The 20,285-nt window shown below is 65.6% G+C and carries 21 protein-coding genes, 4 tRNA genes and 1 pseudogene; 7 read left to right on the top strand and 19 right to left on the bottom strand.

All coding sequences use genetic code 11. From position 1 onward, the window contains the following. The 12 genes and pseudogenes from ACW7G6_RS09675 to ACW7G6_RS09620 form a co-directional block, all read right to left on the bottom strand. A partial coding sequence (locus tag ACW7G6_RS09675) for a GTP-binding protein (RefSeq protein WP_456998123.1) occupies positions 1 to 344 on the bottom strand: 344 nt, incomplete at its 3' end. Between the two features lie 45 nt (positions 345 to 389). Further along, positions 390 to 465 (bottom strand) — tRNA-Thr (locus ACW7G6_RS09670). A 35-nt stretch (positions 466 to 500) separates the two neighbouring features. Continuing rightward, positions 501 to 574, bottom strand: a tRNA-Gly gene (locus ACW7G6_RS09665). 62 nt (positions 575 to 636) lie between these two features. Next, positions 637 to 722 (bottom strand) — tRNA-Tyr (locus ACW7G6_RS09660). Between the two features lie 69 nt (positions 723 to 791). After that, positions 792 to 1,883, bottom strand: a complete 1,092-nt coding sequence (gene ychF / locus ACW7G6_RS09655; protein WP_456978472.1) for a redox-regulated ATPase YchF — start codon at positions 1,881 to 1,883, stop codon at positions 792 to 794. A 35-nt stretch (positions 1,884 to 1,918) separates the two neighbouring features. After that, the gene (gene pth / locus ACW7G6_RS09650; RefSeq protein ID WP_456998122.1) at positions 1,919 to 2,500 is read right to left on the bottom strand and encodes an aminoacyl-tRNA hydrolase; all 582 of its coding nucleotides are present in this window, start codon (positions 2,498 to 2,500) and stop codon (positions 1,919 to 1,921) included. Positions 2,501 to 2,575: 75 nt separating this feature from the next. Beyond that, on the bottom strand, positions 2,576 to 3,232 hold the full coding sequence (locus ACW7G6_RS09645) for a 50S ribosomal protein L25/general stress protein Ctc (protein ID WP_456978470.1): 657 nt from the start codon (positions 3,230 to 3,232) through the stop codon (positions 2,576 to 2,578). A 115-nt stretch (positions 3,233 to 3,347) separates the two neighbouring features. Beyond that, positions 3,348 to 4,313: a ribose-phosphate diphosphokinase gene (locus ACW7G6_RS09640; protein WP_456978469.1), complete on the bottom strand. Its 966-nt coding sequence runs from the start codon at positions 4,311 to 4,313 to the stop codon at positions 3,348 to 3,350. A gap of 42 nt (positions 4,314 to 4,355) precedes the next feature. Further along, positions 4,356 to 4,432: transfer RNA gene (locus ACW7G6_RS09635), tRNA-Gln, on the bottom strand. Positions 4,433 to 4,567: 135 nt separating this feature from the next. Further along, positions 4,568 to 5,437 (bottom strand): annotated as a pseudogene (gene ispE / locus ACW7G6_RS09630) (4-(cytidine 5'-diphospho)-2-C-methyl-D-erythritol kinase); the annotation flags it as partial. Further along, a complete protein-coding gene (gene lolB / locus ACW7G6_RS09625; protein WP_456978468.1) occupies positions 5,437 to 6,102 on the bottom strand; it encodes a lipoprotein insertase outer membrane protein LolB in 666 nt (221 codons plus the stop codon). The pseudogene ispE and the gene lolB, both read right to left, overlap by 1 nt. Then, positions 6,099 to 7,790 carry a tetratricopeptide repeat protein gene (locus ACW7G6_RS09620; RefSeq protein ID WP_456978467.1) on the bottom strand — a complete coding sequence of 564 codons (1,692 nt, stop codon included), beginning with the start codon at positions 7,788 to 7,790 and terminating at the stop codon, positions 6,099 to 6,101. Before ACW7G6_RS09620 ends, lolB begins: the two co-directional genes overlap by 4 nt. Positions 7,791 to 7,885: 95 nt before the next feature. On the opposite strand from ACW7G6_RS09620, the gene hemA reads away from it, so the two are divergent. From hemA to ACW7G6_RS09605, 3 genes are read left to right on the top strand one after another with little or no spacing between them, the layout of a single operon-like run. Continuing rightward, positions 7,886 to 9,184, top strand: coding sequence for a glutamyl-tRNA reductase (hemA, locus tag ACW7G6_RS09615; protein WP_456978466.1), 1,299 nt, complete (start codon positions 7,886 to 7,888; stop codon positions 9,182 to 9,184). Then, on the top strand, positions 9,181 to 10,266 hold the full coding sequence (gene prfA / locus ACW7G6_RS09610) for a peptide chain release factor 1 (RefSeq protein ID WP_456978465.1): 1,086 nt from the start codon (positions 9,181 to 9,183) through the stop codon (positions 10,264 to 10,266). The genes hemA and prfA overlap by 4 nt, the downstream gene beginning before the upstream one ends. A gap of 17 nt (positions 10,267 to 10,283) precedes the next feature. After that, entirely contained in the window at positions 10,284 to 11,981 is a 1,698-nt protein-coding gene (locus tag ACW7G6_RS09605) for an O-linked N-acetylglucosamine transferase, SPINDLY family protein (RefSeq protein ID WP_456998121.1), read from the top strand. 28 nt (positions 11,982 to 12,009) lie between these two features. Here ACW7G6_RS09605 and ACW7G6_RS09600 read toward each other — a convergent pair whose 3' ends face one another. Together ACW7G6_RS09600 and ACW7G6_RS09595 are read right to left on the bottom strand one after the other, a co-directional pair. Further along, entirely contained in the window at positions 12,010 to 12,609 is a 600-nt protein-coding gene (locus ACW7G6_RS09600) for a TlpA family protein disulfide reductase (RefSeq protein ID WP_456998120.1), read from the bottom strand. Between the two features lie 3 nt (positions 12,610 to 12,612). Beyond that, on the bottom strand, positions 12,613 to 13,875 hold the full coding sequence (locus ACW7G6_RS09595) for a YihY family inner membrane protein (RefSeq protein ID WP_456998119.1): 1,263 nt from the start codon (positions 13,873 to 13,875) through the stop codon (positions 12,613 to 12,615). Positions 13,876 to 13,948: 73 nt separating this feature from the next. Between ACW7G6_RS09595 and wrbA the strand changes: the two genes are divergently transcribed. The 3 genes from wrbA to ACW7G6_RS09580 all read left to right on the top strand — a co-directional run bounded on the left by wrbA (position 13,949) and on the right by ACW7G6_RS09580 (position 15,454). After that, positions 13,949 to 14,539 carry an NAD(P)H:quinone oxidoreductase gene (gene wrbA / locus ACW7G6_RS09590; protein ID WP_456978461.1) on the top strand — a complete coding sequence of 197 codons (591 nt, stop codon included), beginning with the start codon at positions 13,949 to 13,951 and terminating at the stop codon, positions 14,537 to 14,539. Continuing rightward, the gene (locus ACW7G6_RS09585; RefSeq protein WP_456978460.1) at positions 14,536 to 14,907 is read left to right on the top strand and encodes a DUF2069 domain-containing protein; all 372 of its coding nucleotides are present in this window, start codon (positions 14,536 to 14,538) and stop codon (positions 14,905 to 14,907) included. The genes wrbA and ACW7G6_RS09585 overlap by 4 nt, the downstream gene beginning before the upstream one ends. 61 nt (positions 14,908 to 14,968) lie before the next feature. Next, positions 14,969 to 15,454 carry an asparaginase domain-containing protein gene (locus ACW7G6_RS09580; protein ID WP_456978459.1) on the top strand — a complete coding sequence of 162 codons (486 nt, stop codon included), beginning with the start codon at positions 14,969 to 14,971 and terminating at the stop codon, positions 15,452 to 15,454. Here the strand turns inward: ACW7G6_RS09580 and ACW7G6_RS09575 are convergent. Continuing rightward, complete coding sequence (locus tag ACW7G6_RS09575) at positions 15,451 to 15,918, bottom strand: hypothetical protein (RefSeq protein ID WP_456978457.1); 468 nt, start codon at positions 15,916 to 15,918, stop codon at positions 15,451 to 15,453. The two genes, ACW7G6_RS09580 and ACW7G6_RS09575, sit on opposite strands and share 4 nt — an antisense overlap. A gap of 174 nt (positions 15,919 to 16,092) precedes the next feature. Next, positions 16,093 to 16,650, bottom strand: coding sequence for a putative Fe-S cluster assembly protein SufT (gene sufT, locus ACW7G6_RS09570; RefSeq protein WP_456978456.1), 558 nt, complete (start codon positions 16,648 to 16,650; stop codon positions 16,093 to 16,095). A gap of 161 nt (positions 16,651 to 16,811) precedes the next feature. On the opposite strand from sufT, the gene ACW7G6_RS09565 reads away from it, so the two are divergent. Beyond that, complete coding sequence (locus ACW7G6_RS09565) at positions 16,812 to 17,195, top strand: hypothetical protein (protein WP_456978455.1); 384 nt, start codon at positions 16,812 to 16,814, stop codon at positions 17,193 to 17,195. Positions 17,196 to 17,262: 67 nt separating this feature from the next. On the opposite strand, the gene ACW7G6_RS09560 is transcribed toward ACW7G6_RS09565, so the two are convergent. The 3 genes from ACW7G6_RS09560 to ACW7G6_RS09550 all read right to left on the bottom strand — a co-directional run bounded on the left by ACW7G6_RS09560 (position 17,263) and on the right by ACW7G6_RS09550 (position 20,225). Then, positions 17,263 to 18,687 carry an NAD(P)(+) transhydrogenase (Re/Si-specific) subunit beta gene (locus ACW7G6_RS09560; RefSeq protein ID WP_456998118.1) on the bottom strand — a complete coding sequence of 475 codons (1,425 nt, stop codon included), beginning with the start codon at positions 18,685 to 18,687 and terminating at the stop codon, positions 17,263 to 17,265. Beyond that, positions 18,684 to 19,004, bottom strand: a complete 321-nt coding sequence (locus ACW7G6_RS09555) for an NAD(P) transhydrogenase subunit alpha (RefSeq protein ID WP_456998117.1) — start codon at positions 19,002 to 19,004, stop codon at positions 18,684 to 18,686. Before ACW7G6_RS09555 ends, ACW7G6_RS09560 begins: the two co-directional genes overlap by 4 nt. Positions 19,005 to 19,115: 111 nt before the next feature. Beyond that, on the bottom strand, positions 19,116 to 20,225 hold the full coding sequence (locus ACW7G6_RS09550) for an NAD(P) transhydrogenase subunit alpha (protein ID WP_456998116.1): 1,110 nt from the start codon (positions 20,223 to 20,225) through the stop codon (positions 19,116 to 19,118). Positions 20,226 to 20,285: the final 60 nt, after the last annotated feature.

The following is a 20,285-nucleotide window of genomic DNA, read 5'->3' as shown; positions in this document are numbered from 1 at the left end:
TGCGGCATCGGGCCGTCCGCGGCCGAACACACCAGGATCGCGCCGTCCATCTGCGCCGCACCGGTGATCATGTTCTTCACATAGTCGGCGTGTCCCGGGCAATCGACGTGCGCGTAGTGGCGATTCGGGGATTCGTACTCGACGTGCGAGGTCGAGATGGTGATGCCGCGCGCCTTCTCTTCCGGGGCGCGGTCAATCGCGTCGTACGCGCTGAACTCGCCACCGAAACGCTCGGCACCGACCTTGGTCAGCGCGGCGGTCAACGTGGTCTTGCCGTGGTCAACGTGACCGATCGTGCCGACGTTCACGTGCGGCTTGGTGCGCTCGAATTTACCCTTGGCCATGACTGTCGCTTCTCGTTATGGGACGGTGTGGATCGTTGAAAAATATGGTGCTCACGACTGGAATCGAACCAGTGACCTCCTCCTTACCAAGGAGGTGCTCTACCGACTGAGCTACGTGAGCAAGTTGTTCCAGCAGGATGAACGTCGCGGCAGCAATGGAGCGGGAGACGGGGATCGAACCCGCACCATCAGCTTGGAAGGCTGAGGTTCTACCATTGAACTACTCCCGCGCCGGACCAAACCTGCTTGGGTACTGCGTCGACGGATGGTAAGTCTATCGATTTATTGCTTGTGGTGGAGGGAGGTGGATTCGAACCACCGAAGGCGTAAGCCAGCAGATTTACAGTCTGCCCCCGTTGGCCGCTTGGGTATCCCTCCAAAGAGCCCGCAATTCTGGCGGGGTCTGGAACGGATGTCAACGGGAAACGGGATAAAACTTTGCACGATTCAGACGTTGAACAGGAAGTGCAGCACGTCACCCTCCTGCACGAGGTATTCCTTGCCCTCCTTGCGCAACCGGCCGGCGTCACGGGCACCTGCCTCGCCCCGGTGCTGGATGAAGTCGTCGTAGCCGATGGTTTCGGCGCGGATGAACCCCTTCTCGAAATCGGTATGGATGACCGCGGCCGCCTGAGGCGCAGTGGATCCGGCCTTCACCGTCCAGGCCCGGACCTCTTTCACGCCTGCGGTGAAATAGGTTTGCAACCCCAGCAGCTTGTAGGCGGCCCGGATCACGCGGTTCAAACCCGGCTCGTCCAGGCCCAGGTCGGTCAGGAACTCGTCGCGATCGGCATCGTCGAGCTGGCTCAACTCCTCTTCGATCGCCGCCGATACCGGCACCACCTCGGCACCCTCGGCCACCGCGCGTGCGCGAACGGCATCAAGATGCGGATTGTTCTCGAAGCCGTCCTCAAGCACATTGGCGACGTACATCACCGGCTTCAGGGTCAGCAGGAACAGGTCGCGCACCGCCAACTGGTCGTCTTCGGACAACGCCAGCGCACGGGCCGGCTTGCCGGCATCCAGGCCATCGCGTACCCGCGCCAGCACCTCGACCCGTACCTTGGCGTCCTTGTCGCCGGTCTTGGCGGTGCGCTCGGCACGCTGCAAGGCCTTCTCGACGCTCTCCAGGTCGGCCAGCGCCAGTTCGGTGTCGATGGTCTCGACGTCGGCGATCGGGTCGATTTTGTTATTGACGTGGATGACATCGTCGTTGTCGAAACACCGCACCACGTGGGTGATCGCGTCGACCTCGCGGATGTGGGCGAGGAACTTGTTGCCCAACCCTTCCCCGCTGGCCGCTCCGGCAACCAGACCGGCGATGTCCACGAACTCGACCGCGGTCGGGATGCATCTTTGTGGCTGCACGATCTCCGCCAGCGCATTCAGCCGCGGGTCGGGCACCGGCACTACGCCAACGTTGGGCTCGATCGTGCAGAACGGGAAGTTGGCCGCCGCGATGCCGGCCTTGGTCAGGGCATTGAAGAGGGTCGACTTGCCGACGTTAGGCAAACCAACGATGCCGCATTTGATGCCCATGACGCTGTACTCACTTTCGTTGATAGGGGTGGAACTCAGGCGCGCGGCGTATGCAGCCGCTTCATGGCCTCGTTGAAATCGCCACTGATCGCCAATGGCAACACCTCGATCGCATCATCGATTGCGCGCAGGATCAGCGTCTCGTCGTCGCGTCCCGGCCGGCCCAGCACCCAGGGGGTGACCAGGTCCTTGTGCCCGGGATGCCCGATGCCCATCCTCAGCCGGTGGAATTGCCCGTGACCCAGCAGGCGCATGGTGTCGCGCAGGCCGTTCTGGCCGCCGTGGCCGCCATCGAACTTCAGCCGCGCGGTACCCGGCGGAAGATCCAGGTCATCGTGTACCAACAGTGCCTGGTCGGGTTCGATTTTCCAGTAGCGCAGCGCTGCGGTGACCGACTTGCCCGACAGGTTCATGTAGGTGGCGGGCTTCAACAGCCAGACCTGCTCACCAGCAATCTCGACCTTCACGGACTGGCCGAACAACCTGGCATCAACGCGGAAGCTGACACCCAGCTTTGCCGCCAGGGCGTCAACAAACCAGAACCCGGCATTGTGCCGGGTCCGGAGGTGTTCGGGCCCGGGATTCCCCAGCCCGACGATGAGGCGCAAACCGGCCATCGAAGGTGAACAAGCCGCGTACCGGGGCGCCTGCAGACCGCTTTGTAAAAGCCGGCACCCCGATGAACCGCAGGCTTACTCCTGGTCCTTCTCGACCTTGGCCGCCGGCACTTCGGCCGCTTCGGCCTCGTCCTCGACCACTTCTTCGACTTCCACCCGGCCCTTGCGCGCCACGACGACAGGAACGTCGAAATCGGGACCCAGCGCCAGGCTCGGGATCTCGATCCCCTCGGGCAACTTGACCTGCGACAGATGGATGATGTCGCCCAGCTCCAGCGCACCCAGGTCCACTTCGATGTACTGCGGCAGATCCTTGGGCAGGCAGACCACTTCGACCTGGGTCAGCTCCTTCATCACGATCACGTCGGCGGCCTTGCCGGCCGGTGAGGTGTCCTCATTGGTGAAGTGCAACTGCACCGGTGCACGCAGGGTCTCGTTGGCGTCGATACGCAGGAAGTCCAGATGCATGATGATCTGCTTGAACGGGTGACGCTGCATATCGCGCAACAGCACGCTCTCGGACTTGCCGTCAACATCGATCGACAGGATGGACGAATAGAACCACTCGTTCTGGCTGGCGACCCAGATCTTTTCCTGGTCCAGCTGGACCGGCATTGGCTCGGACTTGCCGCCATAGATAATGGCCGGGATGGAACCGGCACGACGCAGGCGGCGGCTCGCACCCTTCCCCTCGACGCTCCGGCCAGTGGCCTTGATGGTGTGCTCAGACATTGTGTTTACTCACTTTGGACTTGCATTGATCCGCCTCGCGGCGGCAGGGACGCTCACCCGCGACCAGGTGAGCGTTGGTGGCAGACACGGTGGATACCGTGACTGCACGATGGGATCAGTCGACGTACAGCGAACTGACCGACTCGCCGCCGGCGATGCGGCGGATCGTCTCGGCCAGCAGCTCGGCGACACTGAGCTGACGCACCCGTCCACACTCGCGCGCAGCGTCGGTCAACGGAATGGTATCGGTCACCACCAGTTCGTCCAGCTCGGAGTTGCGGATGTTGCTGATTGCCGGGCCCGACAGCACCGCGTGGGTACAGTAGGCCACAACCTTGACCGCGCCCTGCTCCTTGAGCGCGGCAGCGGCAGCGCACAAGGTACCGGCGGTATCGACGATATCGTCGACCAGCACGCAGATCTTGCCGGAGACGTCACCAATGATGTTCATCACCGTGGAGACGTTGGCGCGCGGGCGACGTTTGTCGATGATCGCCAGGTCGGCATCGTCCAGGCGCTTGGCGATGGCCCTGGCTCGGACCACGCCGCCCACATCAGGGCTGACCACGATCAGGTTGTCGGTGCCGTGCGCACGCCAGATGTCGGCCAGCAGCAGCGGAGACGCATAGACATTGTCGACCGGGATGTCGAAGAACCCCTGGATCTGGTCGGCGTGCAGGTCGATCGTCAGGACCCGGTCGCAATCTACCGAGTTGAACATCTTGGCCGCCACCTTGGCGGTGATTGGAACCCGCGAGGAACGCGGCCGGCGATCCTGCCGCGCATAGCCGAAATACGGCACCACCGCGGTCACGCTGCTGACCGAGGCCCGTTTGAGCGCATCGATCAGGACCAGCAGCTCCACCAGGTTCTCCGCGCTGGGCGCGCAGGTCGGCTGGATCACGAAGACCTCTTGCCGGCGGACGTTCTCCTCGATCTCGACCTGGACTTCGCCATCGGAGAAGCTGCTGACCAGCGCTTTTCCCAGACGAATACCCAGCTCCTTGCAGACCGCCTCGGCCAGGGGGCGGTTGGCATTGCCGGAGAAGACCAGCAAGTTGCGATCAGTTTGGACAGACATGTTCCGCGTAGCTCCGGCCTTGCGGCGGGTGTGTTTCAGGGTTGGCAGGGGCGGTAGGATTCGAACCTACGAATGCCAGGATCAAAACCTGGTGCCTTGGGCCTCTTGGCGACGCCCCTGTAAAACTGGTTGTGTGTGACTGGTTGTATCTGACTCGTTATCTAACGCGCTGTATCCGATTCGTCCTGCCAACTGCGTACTGGTATCTGACCACTTGTATCCAGACCGCTTGTATCCAGACCGCATCCAGCGGCCGCCTCGACAGCGACATGCAACGGCGACCGTACCGCACCCGGTGCCAGCCAGGCCTTGATGCCCGATGGCAGCGCCGTCAGCGCAGCCTGTGCAGGTTCGCGGTCGGCGAACTCGACAAAGCAACCACTGCCGGACCCGGTCAAGCGCGGCAAGCCATGACGCGCCAACGTTGCGAACATGGCCTCGATGGCTGGTTCGCGGCTGCGTAGCACTGGCTCGAACGCGTTCCCGAGCGGTACACCCGAAACGAAGTCGGACATTGTCGCGGCCCGGGCATCGCGCGTCAATTCCGGGGATTGGAACAGTTCGGCAGTCGACACCCTGACCCCGGGGTCGGCCAGCAGGTACCACGCGGGGGGCAACGGGACCGGCGTCAGCAATTCACCCACGCCTTCGCCCCAGGCGTTGCGGCCGCGCACGAACACCGGCACGTCGGCACCCAGCCGCAAACCAAGTGCGGCAAGCCTTTCCAGCCCCAGCCCGGTATCCCACAAATGATCCAGTGCGAGCAATACGGTGGCCGCATCGGACGAGCCACCGCCAAACCCGCCGCCCACCGGAATCCTCTTCTCTACCCGGATGTCCGCGCCCAGCCGCGTGCCCGCCAGCGCCTGCAGGTGTTTTGCGGCGATAACCGCCAGGTCATCCGCCTCGTCCACGCCGGCCGCCGATGCCCCGTGACGGACGATCCGGCCGTCAGTGCGCACACGCAGGTGGACCGTATCGCCCCAGTCCAGCAACCGGAACACCGTTTGCAGCAGATGGTAGCCATCCGCGCGGCGACCCGGGATGCGCAGGAACAGGTTGAGCTTGGCCGGCGCCGGCCATGCGCTCCAGCTCGCCGCCAAACCGGCCACAGGGGCGCCCATCAAGTCCCCGGCGGCAGCTCGCCGCCCACGCCATCGGTGCCGCCCTGATGCCATTGATCGATGATCAATTTCACCCGTGCATTGCCACGAACCGCGTCGACGCGGGAAGGCCGGGCAGCGGTGCCGGTTGAGGCGCCCGCTTGCGGCCATTCGTACTCGATTGCCCATCCGTCCTGTTCGATCCGCCACGGCAGGCCATCGCTGCCGTACTGGATCCGTGCGGGGCCCAACGCCTGCGCCCGGGCACCGCGCGCCCATTCGGCCAATGCCACCACCGGGATGTCCCAGCCGGTGATACTCAACAGCAGCATGCGGGCGTCGGGGCCGGTTCGTGGCCCGCCTTCCAGGCCTTCCAGGCGTGCAGCACCGGCACCACCGAATAGATGCCAGCTCTGCCGGGTGACCGGGGCGCTGAGCGCGATGTGGTAACGCGGTCCGGTCTGGGTCCAGTCGATCCGGCCACTGCCGCCCTTGCCGTCATTGGACACCGCGATACGGCCGGTCAACGACCAGTCCTGCTGCGCACGCACCGTCTGCTCGCGTGCCTGCTGGGCGGCCTCGGCGGCGGCGAGCTGTGCCGGGCCAAGGTCCGGCCGCACCGGCGCGGCGACACAGGCCGCCAGCAGCAGCATCAGCAACGATGCAATGCCGTGACGCAGGCTCATTTGCCGGTGTTCTCGAGGGCCCGCTGCAAGGAGCGGTTATCCGGATCCAGCTGACGCGCTTCCTCGAAATACTTGCGTGCCTCTTCGTGCTTGCCCAGCACCCACAGCACCTCGGCCAGGTGAGCGGCGACTTCTGCATCCTTCTGCAATGCGAATGCCTGGCGCAGCTCACCCAGTGCTTCCTCGGTCCGACCCAGTCGGTACAGGACCCAGCCATAGCTGTCGATGATCGCCGCGTTGTCCGGTTGGGCTGCACGCGCTCGATTGATCAGCTCCAGCGCCTCCTGATAGCGCTCGGTGCGGTCGGCGAGGGTGTAACCCAGGGCGTTCAACGCGGCGACCGATTCCGGCTCGATCACCAGGATCCTGCGCAGGTCGGCCTCGGCACGGGCGATATCGTCACCGCGTTCCCAGCTCAAGGCACGGGCGTAGAGGATCTCCAGGTCATCCGGGAAAGCCGCCAGGCCGCGCGAGAATGCGTCCTTCTCGCTCACCGGGTCCTGGTCTTTGTCATGCAACGACGCCTCCAGCAGATAGGCGTCGCGACGGATGTCATCGGGTGCTCGTGCATTGGCCTGGACCTCATGCAGCAGCTTGAACCCCTCTTCGCCCCGGCCCATCTCATACAACACCTTGGCGCTGCGCAGGCGGGCCGGCCAGCGCTGCGGGCCGCCAGGCACATCCTGGTACCAGCCCAGCGCCTCATCGAAGCGATCAAGAAACTCGGCCATCTGGCCCAGCAGCAGGCGCCGCTGCGGATCCGGCGCATTGGCCGTGGCGCGCAGTTCGTCGTACAACGCGGTCAATGCCGCGCTGTCCTGACCGCGCGCGAGCAGCGAAGCACGCAACGCGTAGGTATGGTCGTCCTGTGGTCCGCGAGCCAGGGTCGCGGCGGCGGCATCGAGATCTCCCAGCGCGTCGTATTCGTAGGCGATCGCCAGCCGCAGGTCAGCATCGCCTTCCGCCCGGGCGGCCACCGAGTCCAGCACGTCGCGCGCCTGGTCGTCCTGGTTCGCCTCGCGCAGCTGGCTGGCATGCAATAGCGCCACCCGTGGCTCACCCGGGAACCGCTTGACCACTTCGGCGACGATGCGCTTGGCCAGCGCCGGCTGTTCAAGCCGCTGGGCAAGCCCACCAAACGCCAGCCAGGCTTGCAGACGGGGGGGAATACGGCCTTGCCTGACCAGCTTCTCCAGGACCTCGGCCGCTTGCTCGGGGTCACGCGCTCCGGCGGCGATCACGCTCAGCGCCTGGCGCCAGCCCTCATCCCCGGGCGTGGCCAGCAGTCGAACCAGGTACCCGCGCGCACTGCGTTCGTTGCCTCGACGCAGCGCCAGGGCCGCTTCGGCGGCCAGCAAGTCGACTCCCTCGGCCCCCTGATCGCGCCACAGTGCCAGCAGGCGACCGGCCGCTTGCTCGTCACGGGCCAACAATGCGATGCGGGTCGCCCGCTCGGTCAAGGCGACATCATCGGCGGCCAGTGCGGCTGCCAGATACCAATGCGAGGCTTGGTCCAGCTTCCCCGCCTGCAGTGCAAACTCGGCGGCCAGCAAGGGCTCCAGCGTATCTACGACCGGGTCATCGACCGGCGCCAAGACCGGTTCGGACGCTCGGCCGACGGGCGCCACCAGCCCCAGCAAGGCGACGATGACGGCACTGGCGGCGAGTGCGCGCAAGGCAGCTGGCATCGGATTCGGGGTCCTCGTTCCACGGGGCCGGTAGAATACCGACCTTCGGCAGCCAGCAGCTTATCGCAAGCACCTGAACCGGTAACGCATCTTCAATGAGTTCGGCGACAACCAATTTGCATGTTCTCGGCATCAACCACCAGACCGCGCCGGTCAGCCTGCGCGAGCGGGTGGCGTTTTCGGCTGAGACCTTGCCGGCGGCGCTTGCGTCCCTTCGCGCGCTGCCCCAGGTCCAGGAAGTCGCGTTGCTGTCGACCTGCAACCGGACCGAGATCTATGCGGTCAGCACCGACGATGGCCAAGCCGTAGCCAACTGGCTGGCCAATTGTCCTGGTGAGTTTGGCGGCTCCGGCGATGCGCTGCACGATTATCTGTACCGGCATGCCGATGCGGACGCGGTCCGGCACCTGTTCCGGGTCGCCACCGGACTGGATTCACTGGTCCTGGGCGAGCCACAGATCCTCGGCCAGGTGAAGGATGCCTGGGCCAGCGCACGCGCGGCCGGCAGTCTGGGCACCCGGCTGGACGGGTTGTTCCAGCACACCTTCACTACCGCCAAACGTGCGCGCACCGACACCCGCATAGGTGCCAATCCGGTGTCGGTTGCCTCGACTGCAGTGCGCCTGGCACAGGAATCATTCGCTGCGCTGGAAGACTCGACCGTGCTGCTGATCGGTGCCGGCGAGACCATCGAGCTGGCCGCGCGCCATCTGGTGCACGCCAAGGTCAAGCGGCTGCTGGTCGCCAACCGCACCCTGGCGCACGCGCAAGCGCTGGCCAGTCGCCACGGCGGGGTCGCCCTGCCGCTGGCGGAGCTGGACCGGCACCTGTCCGAGGCCGACATCGTGTTGTCGGCCACTGCCGCGCGCGAACCGGTCCTGCATCGCGAACAAGTCGCCACCGCACTGGCCACGCGCAAGCATCGACCGATGCTGCTGCTCGACCTGGCGGTGCCGCGCGACATCGCTGCCGATGTCGCCAGCCTGCGCGATGTCTATCTCTACACCGTCGATGATCTGGAGCGATCGATCGAGGACAATCGCCAGGGGCGCCGCGAAGCGGCCAACCAGGCGGAGGCGATCGTCGAGGTGCAGGTCGCCCGCTTCATGGAATCGATGATCGGACGTACCCGTACCGCACCGCTCAAGCGCCTGCGCGCTCATGGCGAAGCGGTCCGGGCCGAGGCATTGGCGAAAGCCAAAGCGCAGCTGGCTGCCGGCGAGGAACCCTCCGCGGTACTCGACTTCCTCGCCCACACCCTGACCAATCGCCTGCTGCATGCCCCAACCATCGCTTTGCGCGAGGCCGCCTGGACCGGAGACACGGAGCTGGCACGGGCCACCGACAAGCTGTTCCCGATCGACGGCAGCACCCCAGACGACGAGAACCCATGACCCCAAGCCTGCGCCGCAAGCTCGAAGCCCTCGTCGAACGGCGCGAGGAGCTGGAGCGCCTGCTCGCCGATCCCGGCGTGATCGGCGACAACCAGCGTTTCCGCCAGCTCTCACGCGAGTTCTCGCAACTAGAGCCGGTTGCCATCGCACTGGCCAACGAGACCGCGGCCAACGCCGACCTCGCCGCCGCCCAGGCCATGCGTGACGACCCGGAACTGCGCGAGTTGGCCGACGAGGAGATCACCGCCGCCACCGAACGCCTGCAACAGCTGGACGCCGAGCTGCTCGCCCACCTGGTCCCGAAAGACCCGCGCGATGACGGCGATCTCTACCTGGAAGTCCGCGCCGGCACCGGCGGCGACGAAGCGGCGATCTTCGCCGGCGACCTGTTCCGGATGTACTCGCGCTACGCCGAGCGCCAAGGCTGGCGGGTCGAGGTCGAATCGGCCAGCCAAGGCGAGCACGGCGGCTTCAAGGAGGTCATCGCCCGGGTCGAAGGCCGCGGCGCCTACTCCAGGCTGAAGTTCGAATCGGGCACCCATCGGGTCCAGCGCGTGCCCGAGACCGAGTCCCAGGGCCGCATCCACACCTCGGCGGCGACTGTCGCGATCATCGCGGTGGAACCCGAAGGTGAGCCGATCGAGATCAACCCGGCCGACCTGCGGGTCGACACCTTCCGCTCTTCCGGCGCTGGCGGCCAGCACGTCAACAAGACCGACTCGGCAATCCGGATCACCCATCTGCCCAGCGGCATCGTGGTGGAAAGCCAGACCGAGCGCAGCCAGCACGCCAACCGCGACACCGCGATGAAGCGCCTGCGCGCCACCCTGGCCGAGCAGCAGGCCAGCAAGGCCGCCACCGCGATTGCCCAGGACCGCAAGCTGCAAGTTGGCAGTGGCGACCGTAGCCAACGCATCCGCACCTACAGCTATCCGCAGGGCCGGATCACCGATCACCGGATCGAGGGGCTGACCTTGTACGACCTGCCCAACATCCTGACCGGCGATCTGGATGGACTGGTGGAGCGGCTGCAGCAGGAGCACCAGGCCGATGAACTGGCGCGACTGACCCACAGCGAATGAAGCAGGGGACTTGAGCCATGCCGCCCATCGACCAGGGCAATGACCTGCGCCGAGCGGTGGCCCGCGAACCGCACAACCCAATGGCATGGATCGTCCTGGCGGAAGCTGAACTGGACGCCGGCGACGCCAGGGCCGGCGAGGCGGCCTGCCAGCGTGCACTGGCATTGCGGCCGGGACATCCCGAAGCACTGGCGCGCCTGGGCCGCGCACAATGGATGCAAGGCAACCACGCCCAGGCTGCGGCCAGCCTGCGCGCGGCGGCACGCAACGCGCCCGACCATCCCGGCATCGCCGTCTGGCTGGGCCATGTACTGGAAGACATCGGTGAGGCCGAAGCGGCCGCGGATGCCTACGCACGGGCCCATGTCCTCGCCCCCGGCGAACCCCAACTGGCCGCCTATTCGCTGGCGTGGCGCCGCAAGCTGTGCGATTGGCGCGATCTGGACCGGCTGTCGGACCAGGTTCGCGACGCCGTCCGCCGCGGACAGGCCGCGATCGAACCATTCGCGTTCCTGAGTGAGGACAGCACCGCCGCCGAGCAACTTCACTGCGCCCGCCTGCGCTCGGCCAGCATCGCTCGTGCCGTGCTACCGCTGTCCACCCGCCAGCCCATCCCCGCCAGTAGCAGATCGGTGCGGACCGGATTGTTGTCGAACGGGTTTGGTGCCCACCCGACCGGCCTGCTGACGGTAGCCCTGCTGGAAGCGCTGGCCACCCAGGCGCGGATCGACGTTCACCTGTTCGCCCTCAATCCCGACGATGGCAGCCCGATCCGGGAGCGACTCGGTCGGGCGACCCGGTTGCATGACGTCTCCGGACGCCGTCATGCCGACGTCGCCGAAGCCATCCGGGAGGCCCGCATCGACGTGTTGTTCGACCTGCGTGGCTGGGGCGGCGGCGGCGTGCCGGAAGTCCTGGCGATGCGGCCGGCACCGGTACAGGTCAACTGGCTCGCCTACCCGGGAACCTCGGGTGCGCCCTGGATCGACTTCGTGCTGGCGGATGGGTTCGTGCTGCCCGAATCGCTGGCGCCGCATTTCAGCGAAAAGGTGGTCCGCCTGCCCCGCTGCTTCCAGCCCTCCGACACCACACGCGAAGTCGCGCCGCCACCGCCGCGCGCCGAGTGCGGCCTGCCGCCGCGAATCGATGGCAATGGCGTGGTGTTCTGCTGCTTCAACAACAGCTACAAGCTCAACGCCCACAGCGTGAAGCGTGCGTTGGCGGTGTTGCATGGCGTACCCGGCAGCGTGCTGTGGTTGCTGTCCGGACCGGGTCATGCCGACCAGCGGTTACGGGCGGTGGCCCAGGCCGAAGGCGTTGACCCCCAGCGTCTGGTGTTCATGGCCAAGCAACCGCATGCGGACTATCTTGCGCGGCTTCGCCACGCCGACCTGTTCCTGGATACCGAGCCGTATAACGCCCATACCACCGCCTCTGACGCGCTGTGGGCCGGCTGCCCGGTACTGACCCGGCCCGGTCAGACCTTCGCTTCACGCGTCGCCGGCAGCCTCAACCACCACCTCGGGATGGATGAGATGAACATGCCCGACGACCGGGCGTTCATCGCCCGCGCCATCGAGTTGGGTCGCAACCCCCGGCAGCTGGATACGGTCCGGTCCAGGCTGGACCAGCGTCGCCGCGATGGCGATGTGTTCGACATGGAGGGTTTCGCCAACGATTTCGCGTCGGCGGTGCTCGCGATGAGCGCCGGCTGAGGCACCGCACCATTCTCATCGGTGCCGCTTACGTGGCGGCGGCAATCACTGCCTCGATCTCATTGGCGGTGACCGGGCCAAGGATCTTTTTGGCCACGCTGCCATCGGGCGCGATCAGGTAGGTCATCGGCAATCCACGCGGGGTGTCAAAGCCGACCGGCGGATCGTAGGTGTCGACAATGCTGATCGGATACACCACCGGATGCTCCAGCAGGAAAGCCTTCAAGTCCGCCGGCTTGATGTCCTCGTACGCCAGCCCGATCACCTCGACGTGCTCGCGCATCGCATCCAGGGCAGACAGCTCCGGCATTTCCTCCAGGCACGGCCGGCACCAGGTGGCCCAGAAATTCACCACCACCCACTTGCCACGATGATCGGCCAGATCGTAAGGGTCGCCATCGATGGTGGTGACCTGAAGGACCGGGACATGGGCGGCGTCCGGTAGTGGCGCGGTCTGTCCTGGCGCCGTCACTTCCATGTCTGGTGAATCCGGCGCAGCCGCCGTCGACTCCGGCGACGGCGGCGCAACAGCCGACTCGGTCGCGGGGTCCCCGGCGGGCTGGCAGGCGACGAGCAGGCTTGCGAGCAGCACGGCAACCAGCAATACGACAACGCTCGTTCGGGTCATGGTTCAGTCCTCGGCATGGATGGTGGAAACCCGGCGCTTGAGCAGGTCGCGCAGGGGTATTCGCAATTCGTCCAGGGCGGCGACCGCAGACTTGCCCAAGGCATCGTCCCGGCACGGCAAGTGCACCTCCGCGATCGGGATACGCAGCTGGCAGGCCTCGTAGATCTCGCCCAGCGCCAGGTTGTCGAGATCCCGGGCAAGCAGCCACTGTCCATCGTCGGCGCGCCGCACCACATTGATCCCGCCCAGTTGGGCAAGCATTTCCTGGATCAGCGCGTCGGTCAATATCGGCTCCAGGTGCTGGATATCCTCGCTATGCAGCCCCTCCCCGCGTTCGCGCGCCTCGTTGAAACGCGCCAACAGCCGCATCAAGCCGTAGATCTCATACCCGACCGGCAAGCGCATCGACACGGGTTGATAGCGGAATGCGGAACTGGAGGAGGCCAGCGATGCGCCCAGCAACACCCCCACCCAGCTCAGGAAGATCCACATCATGAAGATCGGCACGAACGCGACGGTGCCGTAGATCCGCGAGTAGTTGCCGAAGGTGCCCAGGTACACCCCCAACCCCCAGCGAACCAGTTCGAACAGGCAGGTGGCCAGCACCGCACCGGCAATCGCATGCCGCCACTGCACGGTGCGATGGGGGACGACGCGATAGATCGCCGAGAATGCAATCAGTTCCAGCACCATCGGCGCCACCTGCAGCATCACCACTTCCAAGGCATGCCCGGCCGCGGTGTCGAAAACCGACAGCGAGAAGAACCGCGCCGACACCGCCAGGCTGGCCGCCGCGATGATTGCCCCCAACGTCAACACGGTCCAGTACACCAGGAAGCGACCGACCTTGGGCCGGGTCGCCTTGACCCGCCAGATCCGGTTGAAGGTCACTTCAACGCCGTTCAGGGTAATCAGCAAGGACACCACCAGGGCGACAATGCCCGCCGTGGTGAGTTGGCCGGCGTTGCTGGAGAACTGGAGCAGATATCCCTCAACCGAGCGCGCCGCGGACGGCACGAAGTTGGAGAAGATGTAATCACTCAGCCGCTCGCTCCACTCGGCGAACACCGGGAATCCGGACAGCACCCCGAAGACCACCATCGACAGCGGCACCAGGGCGAATACGGTGGTGTACGACAACGCGCCGGCGGCCTGGAACAGATTGTCGTCCAGCACTCGCCTGCCAAGAAAGCGCAGGAAGCTGAGCACGCGCGGGCGATCGCGCACGCGCTCGCTCCAGCGGTTGAGGGAGTCCAGTGGTTCCATCCACAGCAGGTTAACTGATGACGGCAGCGGCTTCCTCTATCCTTGAGCGCTTTGATGCTGGGTGCGCAAGGCAATGGCGGAAATTCTGGTGCTTTACTACAGCCGCAACGGGGCGGTCGCGCGGCTGGCGCGGCAGATTGCACGCGGGATCGGCGAGGTCCCGGGCATGAGTGCCCGGCTGCGCACGGTGCCGCCGGTCAGCGCAGTCACCCAGGCGGTCGCACCATCGGTGCCGGAGGATGGAGCGCCCTACGTGGAGCCTCGCGACCTGGAGGAATGCGCCGGGCTGGCGATCGGGAGCCCGACCCGCTTCGGCAACATGGCCGCGCCGCTCAAGCACTGGCTGGACGGGCTGGGCGGGCAATGGGCCAGCGGCACCCTGGTGGGCAAGCCGGCGGCGGTGTTCACCTCCACCACCACCATGCACGGCGGTCAGGAGTCGACCCTGCTGACAATGATGGTGCCGCTGCTGCACCACGGCTGCCTGCTGGTGGGGATCCCGTTTACCGAGCCGTTGCTCAGCACCACCCAAACCGGCGGCACACCATACGGCGCCAGCCACGTCACTGGCACGGGCGATGACCGGCCAATCAGCGACGAGGAAGCGCACCTGGCGCGGGCGCTGGGCAAGCGGGTCGCGATGATTGCCGGGAGGCTGGGATGAGTACGCCGCGCGAACCCGGGACCACAACACGGTCACATCCGGCCCGCTCACTGGTGCTGGTGCTTGGCTTGATCGGGTTGGCGGTGCTGTATGCGGCCTGGTTTGCGCCGCCGCGTGATTGGGTCGCCTTGACCGTATTCGGGTTGCCGCCATTGGCACTGGGGATCGCGGCATGGCTTGGCTGGCGCACGGCCGGGTTCTGGGCTTCGGTACTGGCGCTGGCCTGGTTCAGCCACGGGATCATGGCGGCATGGACACGCCCGGCCGAGCTGGGGTTCGCCTTGATGGAAACCTTGCTGGCATTGGTGGTGATATTCGCCGCCAACCTGCCTGGGCTGCGTGCACGATTCGGGACCAGGCGCTCGTAGACCTGCCACCCCGGCAACGCCGGTGCCTATAATCGTCGGTCAACCCGCAACGCGAAGCCCCATGGACCAACTCTGCATCGTCACCACCGGCGGCACGATCGACAAGATCTATTTTGACGACAAGTCGGATTACCAGATCGGCGAGCCACAGATCGGACTGATCCTGGAGGATCTGGGGGTCGCGTTCCGCTATCGGGTGATCCCGATCCTGCGCAAGGATTCGCTGCATATCACCCACGATGACCGCGAGCTGATCCGGGCAACGATTACGGCACAGGACGCGCGCTGCGTGCTGGTCACCCACGGCACCGACTCGATGGTGGAGACGGCCAACGTACTGGCCAGCATCGCCGGCAAGACCATTGTGTTGACCGGTGCGCTGAACCCCGCACGATTCCGCGGCTCCGACGCCCAGTTCAATATCGGCACCGCCGTCGGCGCGGTGCAATCGCTGCCGGCCGGTGTCTACATTGCCATGAACGGACGCATCTGGGACCCGGCCAAGGTGCGCAAGAACGTCGAAGCGAACCGGTTCGAGGCGCTCTAAAGGTTGCCGCCAAGCGGTTCCGGCGGCGGCAGCGTCGACCCCTGCTGGATCGTCACAATGCCGTCGATTTCGATGTATTCAACCTGTGGGTCCGACCCGAACTGAGCCATCAGGGCCGCCGCCTCTTGCCGGTCCAATGGACGCGACGTGGTGAATACGTCGGCACCCACCGCCAGGCGGAGCTGCCAATCCAGTTGCAATGATTGGCCCGTCGCAGCCCCGTCCAGACCACTGGCGACAGCACTGGCTTCCAACTGGGCGCGTGCGGCTGCCGGGCTTTGCGCTGCGACGCTGCCATCGCGGTACTTCACGATGAAGCGCTGGTAGGGGCCTTCACCGGGGAGCTCGCCAAGCTTTGTCGGAGCCGGCGTGACTGCCGGTAACGCATCAGCGTTATCCGCCGTTGGCACCGGCGTCAGGTCCTGCGGCTCCGGATTGCCCGTCGCCACGGCGCAAGCGCTCATGCCAGCGACCAATGCGACCGCAAGCCCTGCGCGAACAAAAAGGTATGGGCCATGCATGGGCTCCTCCACAAACCTGGAAAAATTACACGCTACAGCATGTCCAGGATGCGGGGAGTCATGGAGCCGTCACCCATCAGCGTTCGACGCAACGCATCGGTGCTCAAGCCTCAAGCCTCAAAGCATCCCGGTCTCGAGCTGGGCGGCCTCGGACATCATGTGGCGGTTCCAGGGTGGCTCGAATACCAGTTCCACGTCGGTCTCGGTCACCGTCGGAATCATCTTGAGCTTGTCGCTGACGTCCGCCACCAGGATCTCACCCATGCCACAACCCGGAGCGGTCAGGGTCATCCGGACCTCGACCAGCCGCTGCCCCGCTTGTTGCGGATGCGCCTTTACATTGGCCTCATAGATCAGCCCCAGGTCGACCACGTTGATCGGGATCTCGGGGTCGAAACAGGTTCGTAGCTGCTTCCACACCAACTCCTCGACAGCGCCTTCATCCGCGCCATCGGCAAGCTCCAGCGGTTCGGGAGGCTCCTTGCCAATGGCATCCGCGTCTTCGCCGGCAATCCGGAACAGGTTGCCATCCACGAACACGGTGTAACTGCCCCCCAGGCTTTGGGTGATGTAACCCGTGGTGCCGGCGGGCAAGTTGACGACATCGCCCTGGGGGACCAGTACGGCAGGACAGTCGCGCTCGAAACGGACCGGTTCGCTGTTGCGTGAATACATGTGGGAGGCCGCCAAGACCGGCTTTTCTGGAAGTAGGACCATTCTAGTCCAATATGCTGTTGGCAGCGCGACAGCTATGCTGCACGGCCCCCGACTCGACATCCCATTCCATGGTTCCATCCTCGCGATCGACTGCTCGCCCGTTCCGGTTTCCCCACTGGGTGCTTTCGCGCCTGCTGTTGGTGCTGGGCATCTGCGGGTTCGCCGCGATCTGGGTGATGCTGGCCGTCTACACCGACTCCCAGAAGAGCTGGATGGCGGTCGTGGGCGCACTGGACGTCGCCGTGATCCTGCGTCTGGGTGGTTGGCGCGCGGGCATGGGGCGCATGCTGCTGGCGGTGCTGTCCACGGCCACGATCGTGGTGTTGGCCAATTGGGGCATCATCGCCTCCCACCTGGGCGCGATGCTGGGCCTGCTGCCGTGGGATTCAGCCACCCGCCTGGGTTTCCACCACGCGTGGACCCTGGCAGGGCTGGCCAACGACGCCGCAGACCTGGCCTGGCTGTCGCTGGCTTTGCTGGTGGCTGCGCTGACCACCCGCTGAGCGACCTCCTGACGGGCCGGCCTCGCCAAACCCTGTTCGTGCCAACGGTGTCGCGCTGCCACGTGCCTCAGCCGTCCAGCGCCTTGAGCTCCGACACCAGCGCCCCGACCATCTCCGCGCCATCGCCGTAGAGCATCCGGGTGTTGTCGGCATAGAACAGCGCATTCTCGATACCCGCGAAGCCGGTGCCCTTGCCACGCTTGATCACCACTGCGTTCCTGGCATTCATCACATCCAGGATCGGCATGCCGTAAATGGGGCTGGCGGGGTCGGTTTTCGCCACCGGGTTGACCACGTCGTTGGCGCCAATCACCAGCGCCACATCGGTCTGCGGAAACTCCGGGTTGATATCGTCCATGTCGACGATCAAGTCGTACGGCACGCCTGCCTCGGCCAGCAACACGTTCATGTGGCCGGGCATCCGACCTGCAACCGGATGGATCGCGAACTTCACCTTGACCCCGCGCTCGATCAGCTTTTGACTCAACTCCCACACCTTGTGCTGCGCCTGGGCCACTGCCATGCCGTAACCCGGCACGATCACCACCCGCTCGGCATACGCCATCATCGCGGCGACATCCCCGGCCTCAATGGGCTTCTGCGTGCCGTCAATTTCCTGCGCCTCGCCACCGCCCCCAAAGTGGGAAAACAGCACCCCGCTGATTGGCCGGTTCATCGCCTTGGCCATCAGCCGGGTCAACAACATGCCGGCCGCACCGACCATGGTGCCGGCAATGATCAGCGCCTGGTTGCCGAGCACGAAACCCTCGAACGCGACGGCCAGGCCGGTCAAGGCGTTGTACAGCGAGATCACCACCGGCATGTCGGCCCCGCCGATCGGCAATGTCATCAACAGGCCCAGCAGCAGCGCCAGGGCGAAGAACGCGATGATCACCGGCACCTGCAGCGATACCACCGCCCAGCCCCCTGCCACCAGCATGGCGATGAAGACCACGGCGCTGAGCAATTGCTGCGCCGGGAATACCACCCGTTTGTCGAGCCTTCCATCGAGCTTGGCCCACGCGATCACCGAGCCCGACAGCGACACGGCGCCAATCGCCGCACCCAGTACGGCCAGCACCAACACCGACATCACTGGCGACACGGCGCCGGCGGATGCCGCGACCGGTTGACCCGACGCCACTGACGAGAACTTCAGTAATTCCACCGCGCCAATCCCGGCCGCCGCGCCGCCGCCCATGCCGTTGTAGAGCGCCACCATCTGCGGCATGTCGGTGATCGCCACCTTGCGCCCGGAAACCCACGCGGCAACCGTGCCAATCACCAACGCGACCACGATCAGCTCGAAGTTGTGCAGCCCCGGCAGCAGGAAAGTCGCGGCCGTCGCCACCACCATCCCGACACCCGCCCAGCGGATGCCACTACGCGCGGTGCGGGGCGAAGCCATCCGCTGCAAACCAAGCAGGAACAAGGTCGCGGCGATGAAGTAACTGCCCGCCGCCAACAGCGATTGCCACCCGTCTGCGATCACGCCGGGCCACCGGGCTGACCACCGGATTTCCCAACTGGCTTGCTGGGTTTGAACATGTCCAGCATGCGTTCGGTCACCACGTAACCGCCAGCGGCATTGCCCGCACCGAGCAATACCGCGACGAAACCAATGACCTTCTCAACCGTGGTGTCCGCATGGCCCAACACCACCATCGCGCCGACCAGCACGATGCCATGGATGAAGTTGGAGCCCGACATCAGCGGGGTGTGCAGGATGACCGGCACCCGGGCGATGATCACGTGGCCGGCAATTGCCGCCAGCATGAAGATATAGAGCCCCATCAGTCCATCGCCCATCGTTGCTTCTCCGCAAGGTGTTGATCGCATCATAGCCGTGTCGCGGACGTGCTCACCCGGGCGGCTGGCACACATCGAAAAGACTCGCGATAGCGCGGGCCATCGCCGTGTCTAAGCCGCCGCTGGTCGCTCCGGCCATACGGTTTTCGCCAGCAATTCATCGTCCCAGTCGAATTGGATGGCTCCGTCGACAAGGAACAGGCCGACGAAGTTGAATACGTTGCGGGCAAACATCTCACTGGCGTGGGTCGCACCACTGCTGGCCAGGTCAAGCGGCCCGGCGATGGTGACGCCGTCCGCCTGGATGGTCTCGCCCGGCCGGGTCGACTCGCAGTTGCCACCGGTCTCGGCGGCCAGGTCGACGATCACGCTCCCGGGCTTCATTCCCGCCACCATGGCCTCGCTGATGATCTTCGGCGCAGGCCGGCCAGGTACGGCCGCCGTGGTGACCAGGACATCCACCACCTTGAGGTGTTCGCCGAGCCGACGCTGCTGCTCGGCGCGCTCCTCATCGGTCAGTGCACGCGCATACCCACCCTCACCGGCCGCGCTGACCCCCAGGTCGAGGAACCTGGCTCCCAATGATTCGATCTGCTCGCGGGTTTCAGGACGGACATCAAAACCCTCCACCTGTGCGCCCAGACGCCTGGCGGTCGCGATCGCCTGCAGGCCGGCCACTCCCGCCCCGACCACCAGCACCTTGGAGGGCCGGATGGTTCCCGCCGCGGTGGTCAGCATCGGGAAGAAACGTGGACTGAGCTGGGCGGCGATCAACATGGCCTTGTAACCGGCCATGCCGGCCTGCGAGCTGAGCACGTCCATCGCCTGCGCCCGGGTGGTTCGAGGCAGGCGCTCCAGCGGAAAGGCCCGCAACCCGCGCGAGGTGATTGCTTCGGCGCGCGCAGTATCTGCCTGCGGCGCGATCTGGCCGACCAGCGCGGCACCGCGGCGCAACTGCCCCAGCAATTCCACCGGCGGTGCCTGTACGCACAGGACCAGGTCCGCGTCGCGCAGCGTGGACTCGGCATCATCCGCCAGCTCAACCCCGGCTTGCCGGTAAGCCTCATCGTCGAAGCCTGCTCGCGACCCTGCACCACGTTGCATGCGCACCTTGGCACCGGCGGCAGTGAGTTTTTTCGCGGTTTCAGGGGTCAACGCAACACGGCGTTCGCCGGGGGCAGTCTCGCTTGCCACGCCAATGGTTATCGCCGTCGCGGTCATGCACATACTTCCTTGCCGAGGTTGGATCATCGTAACCAATGACCCTCGTCAGCGCGATGC

This window comes from Lysobacter sp. A421, from assembly GCF_054052145.1.
This window is presented reverse-complemented; position numbering and strand designations above follow the sequence as displayed.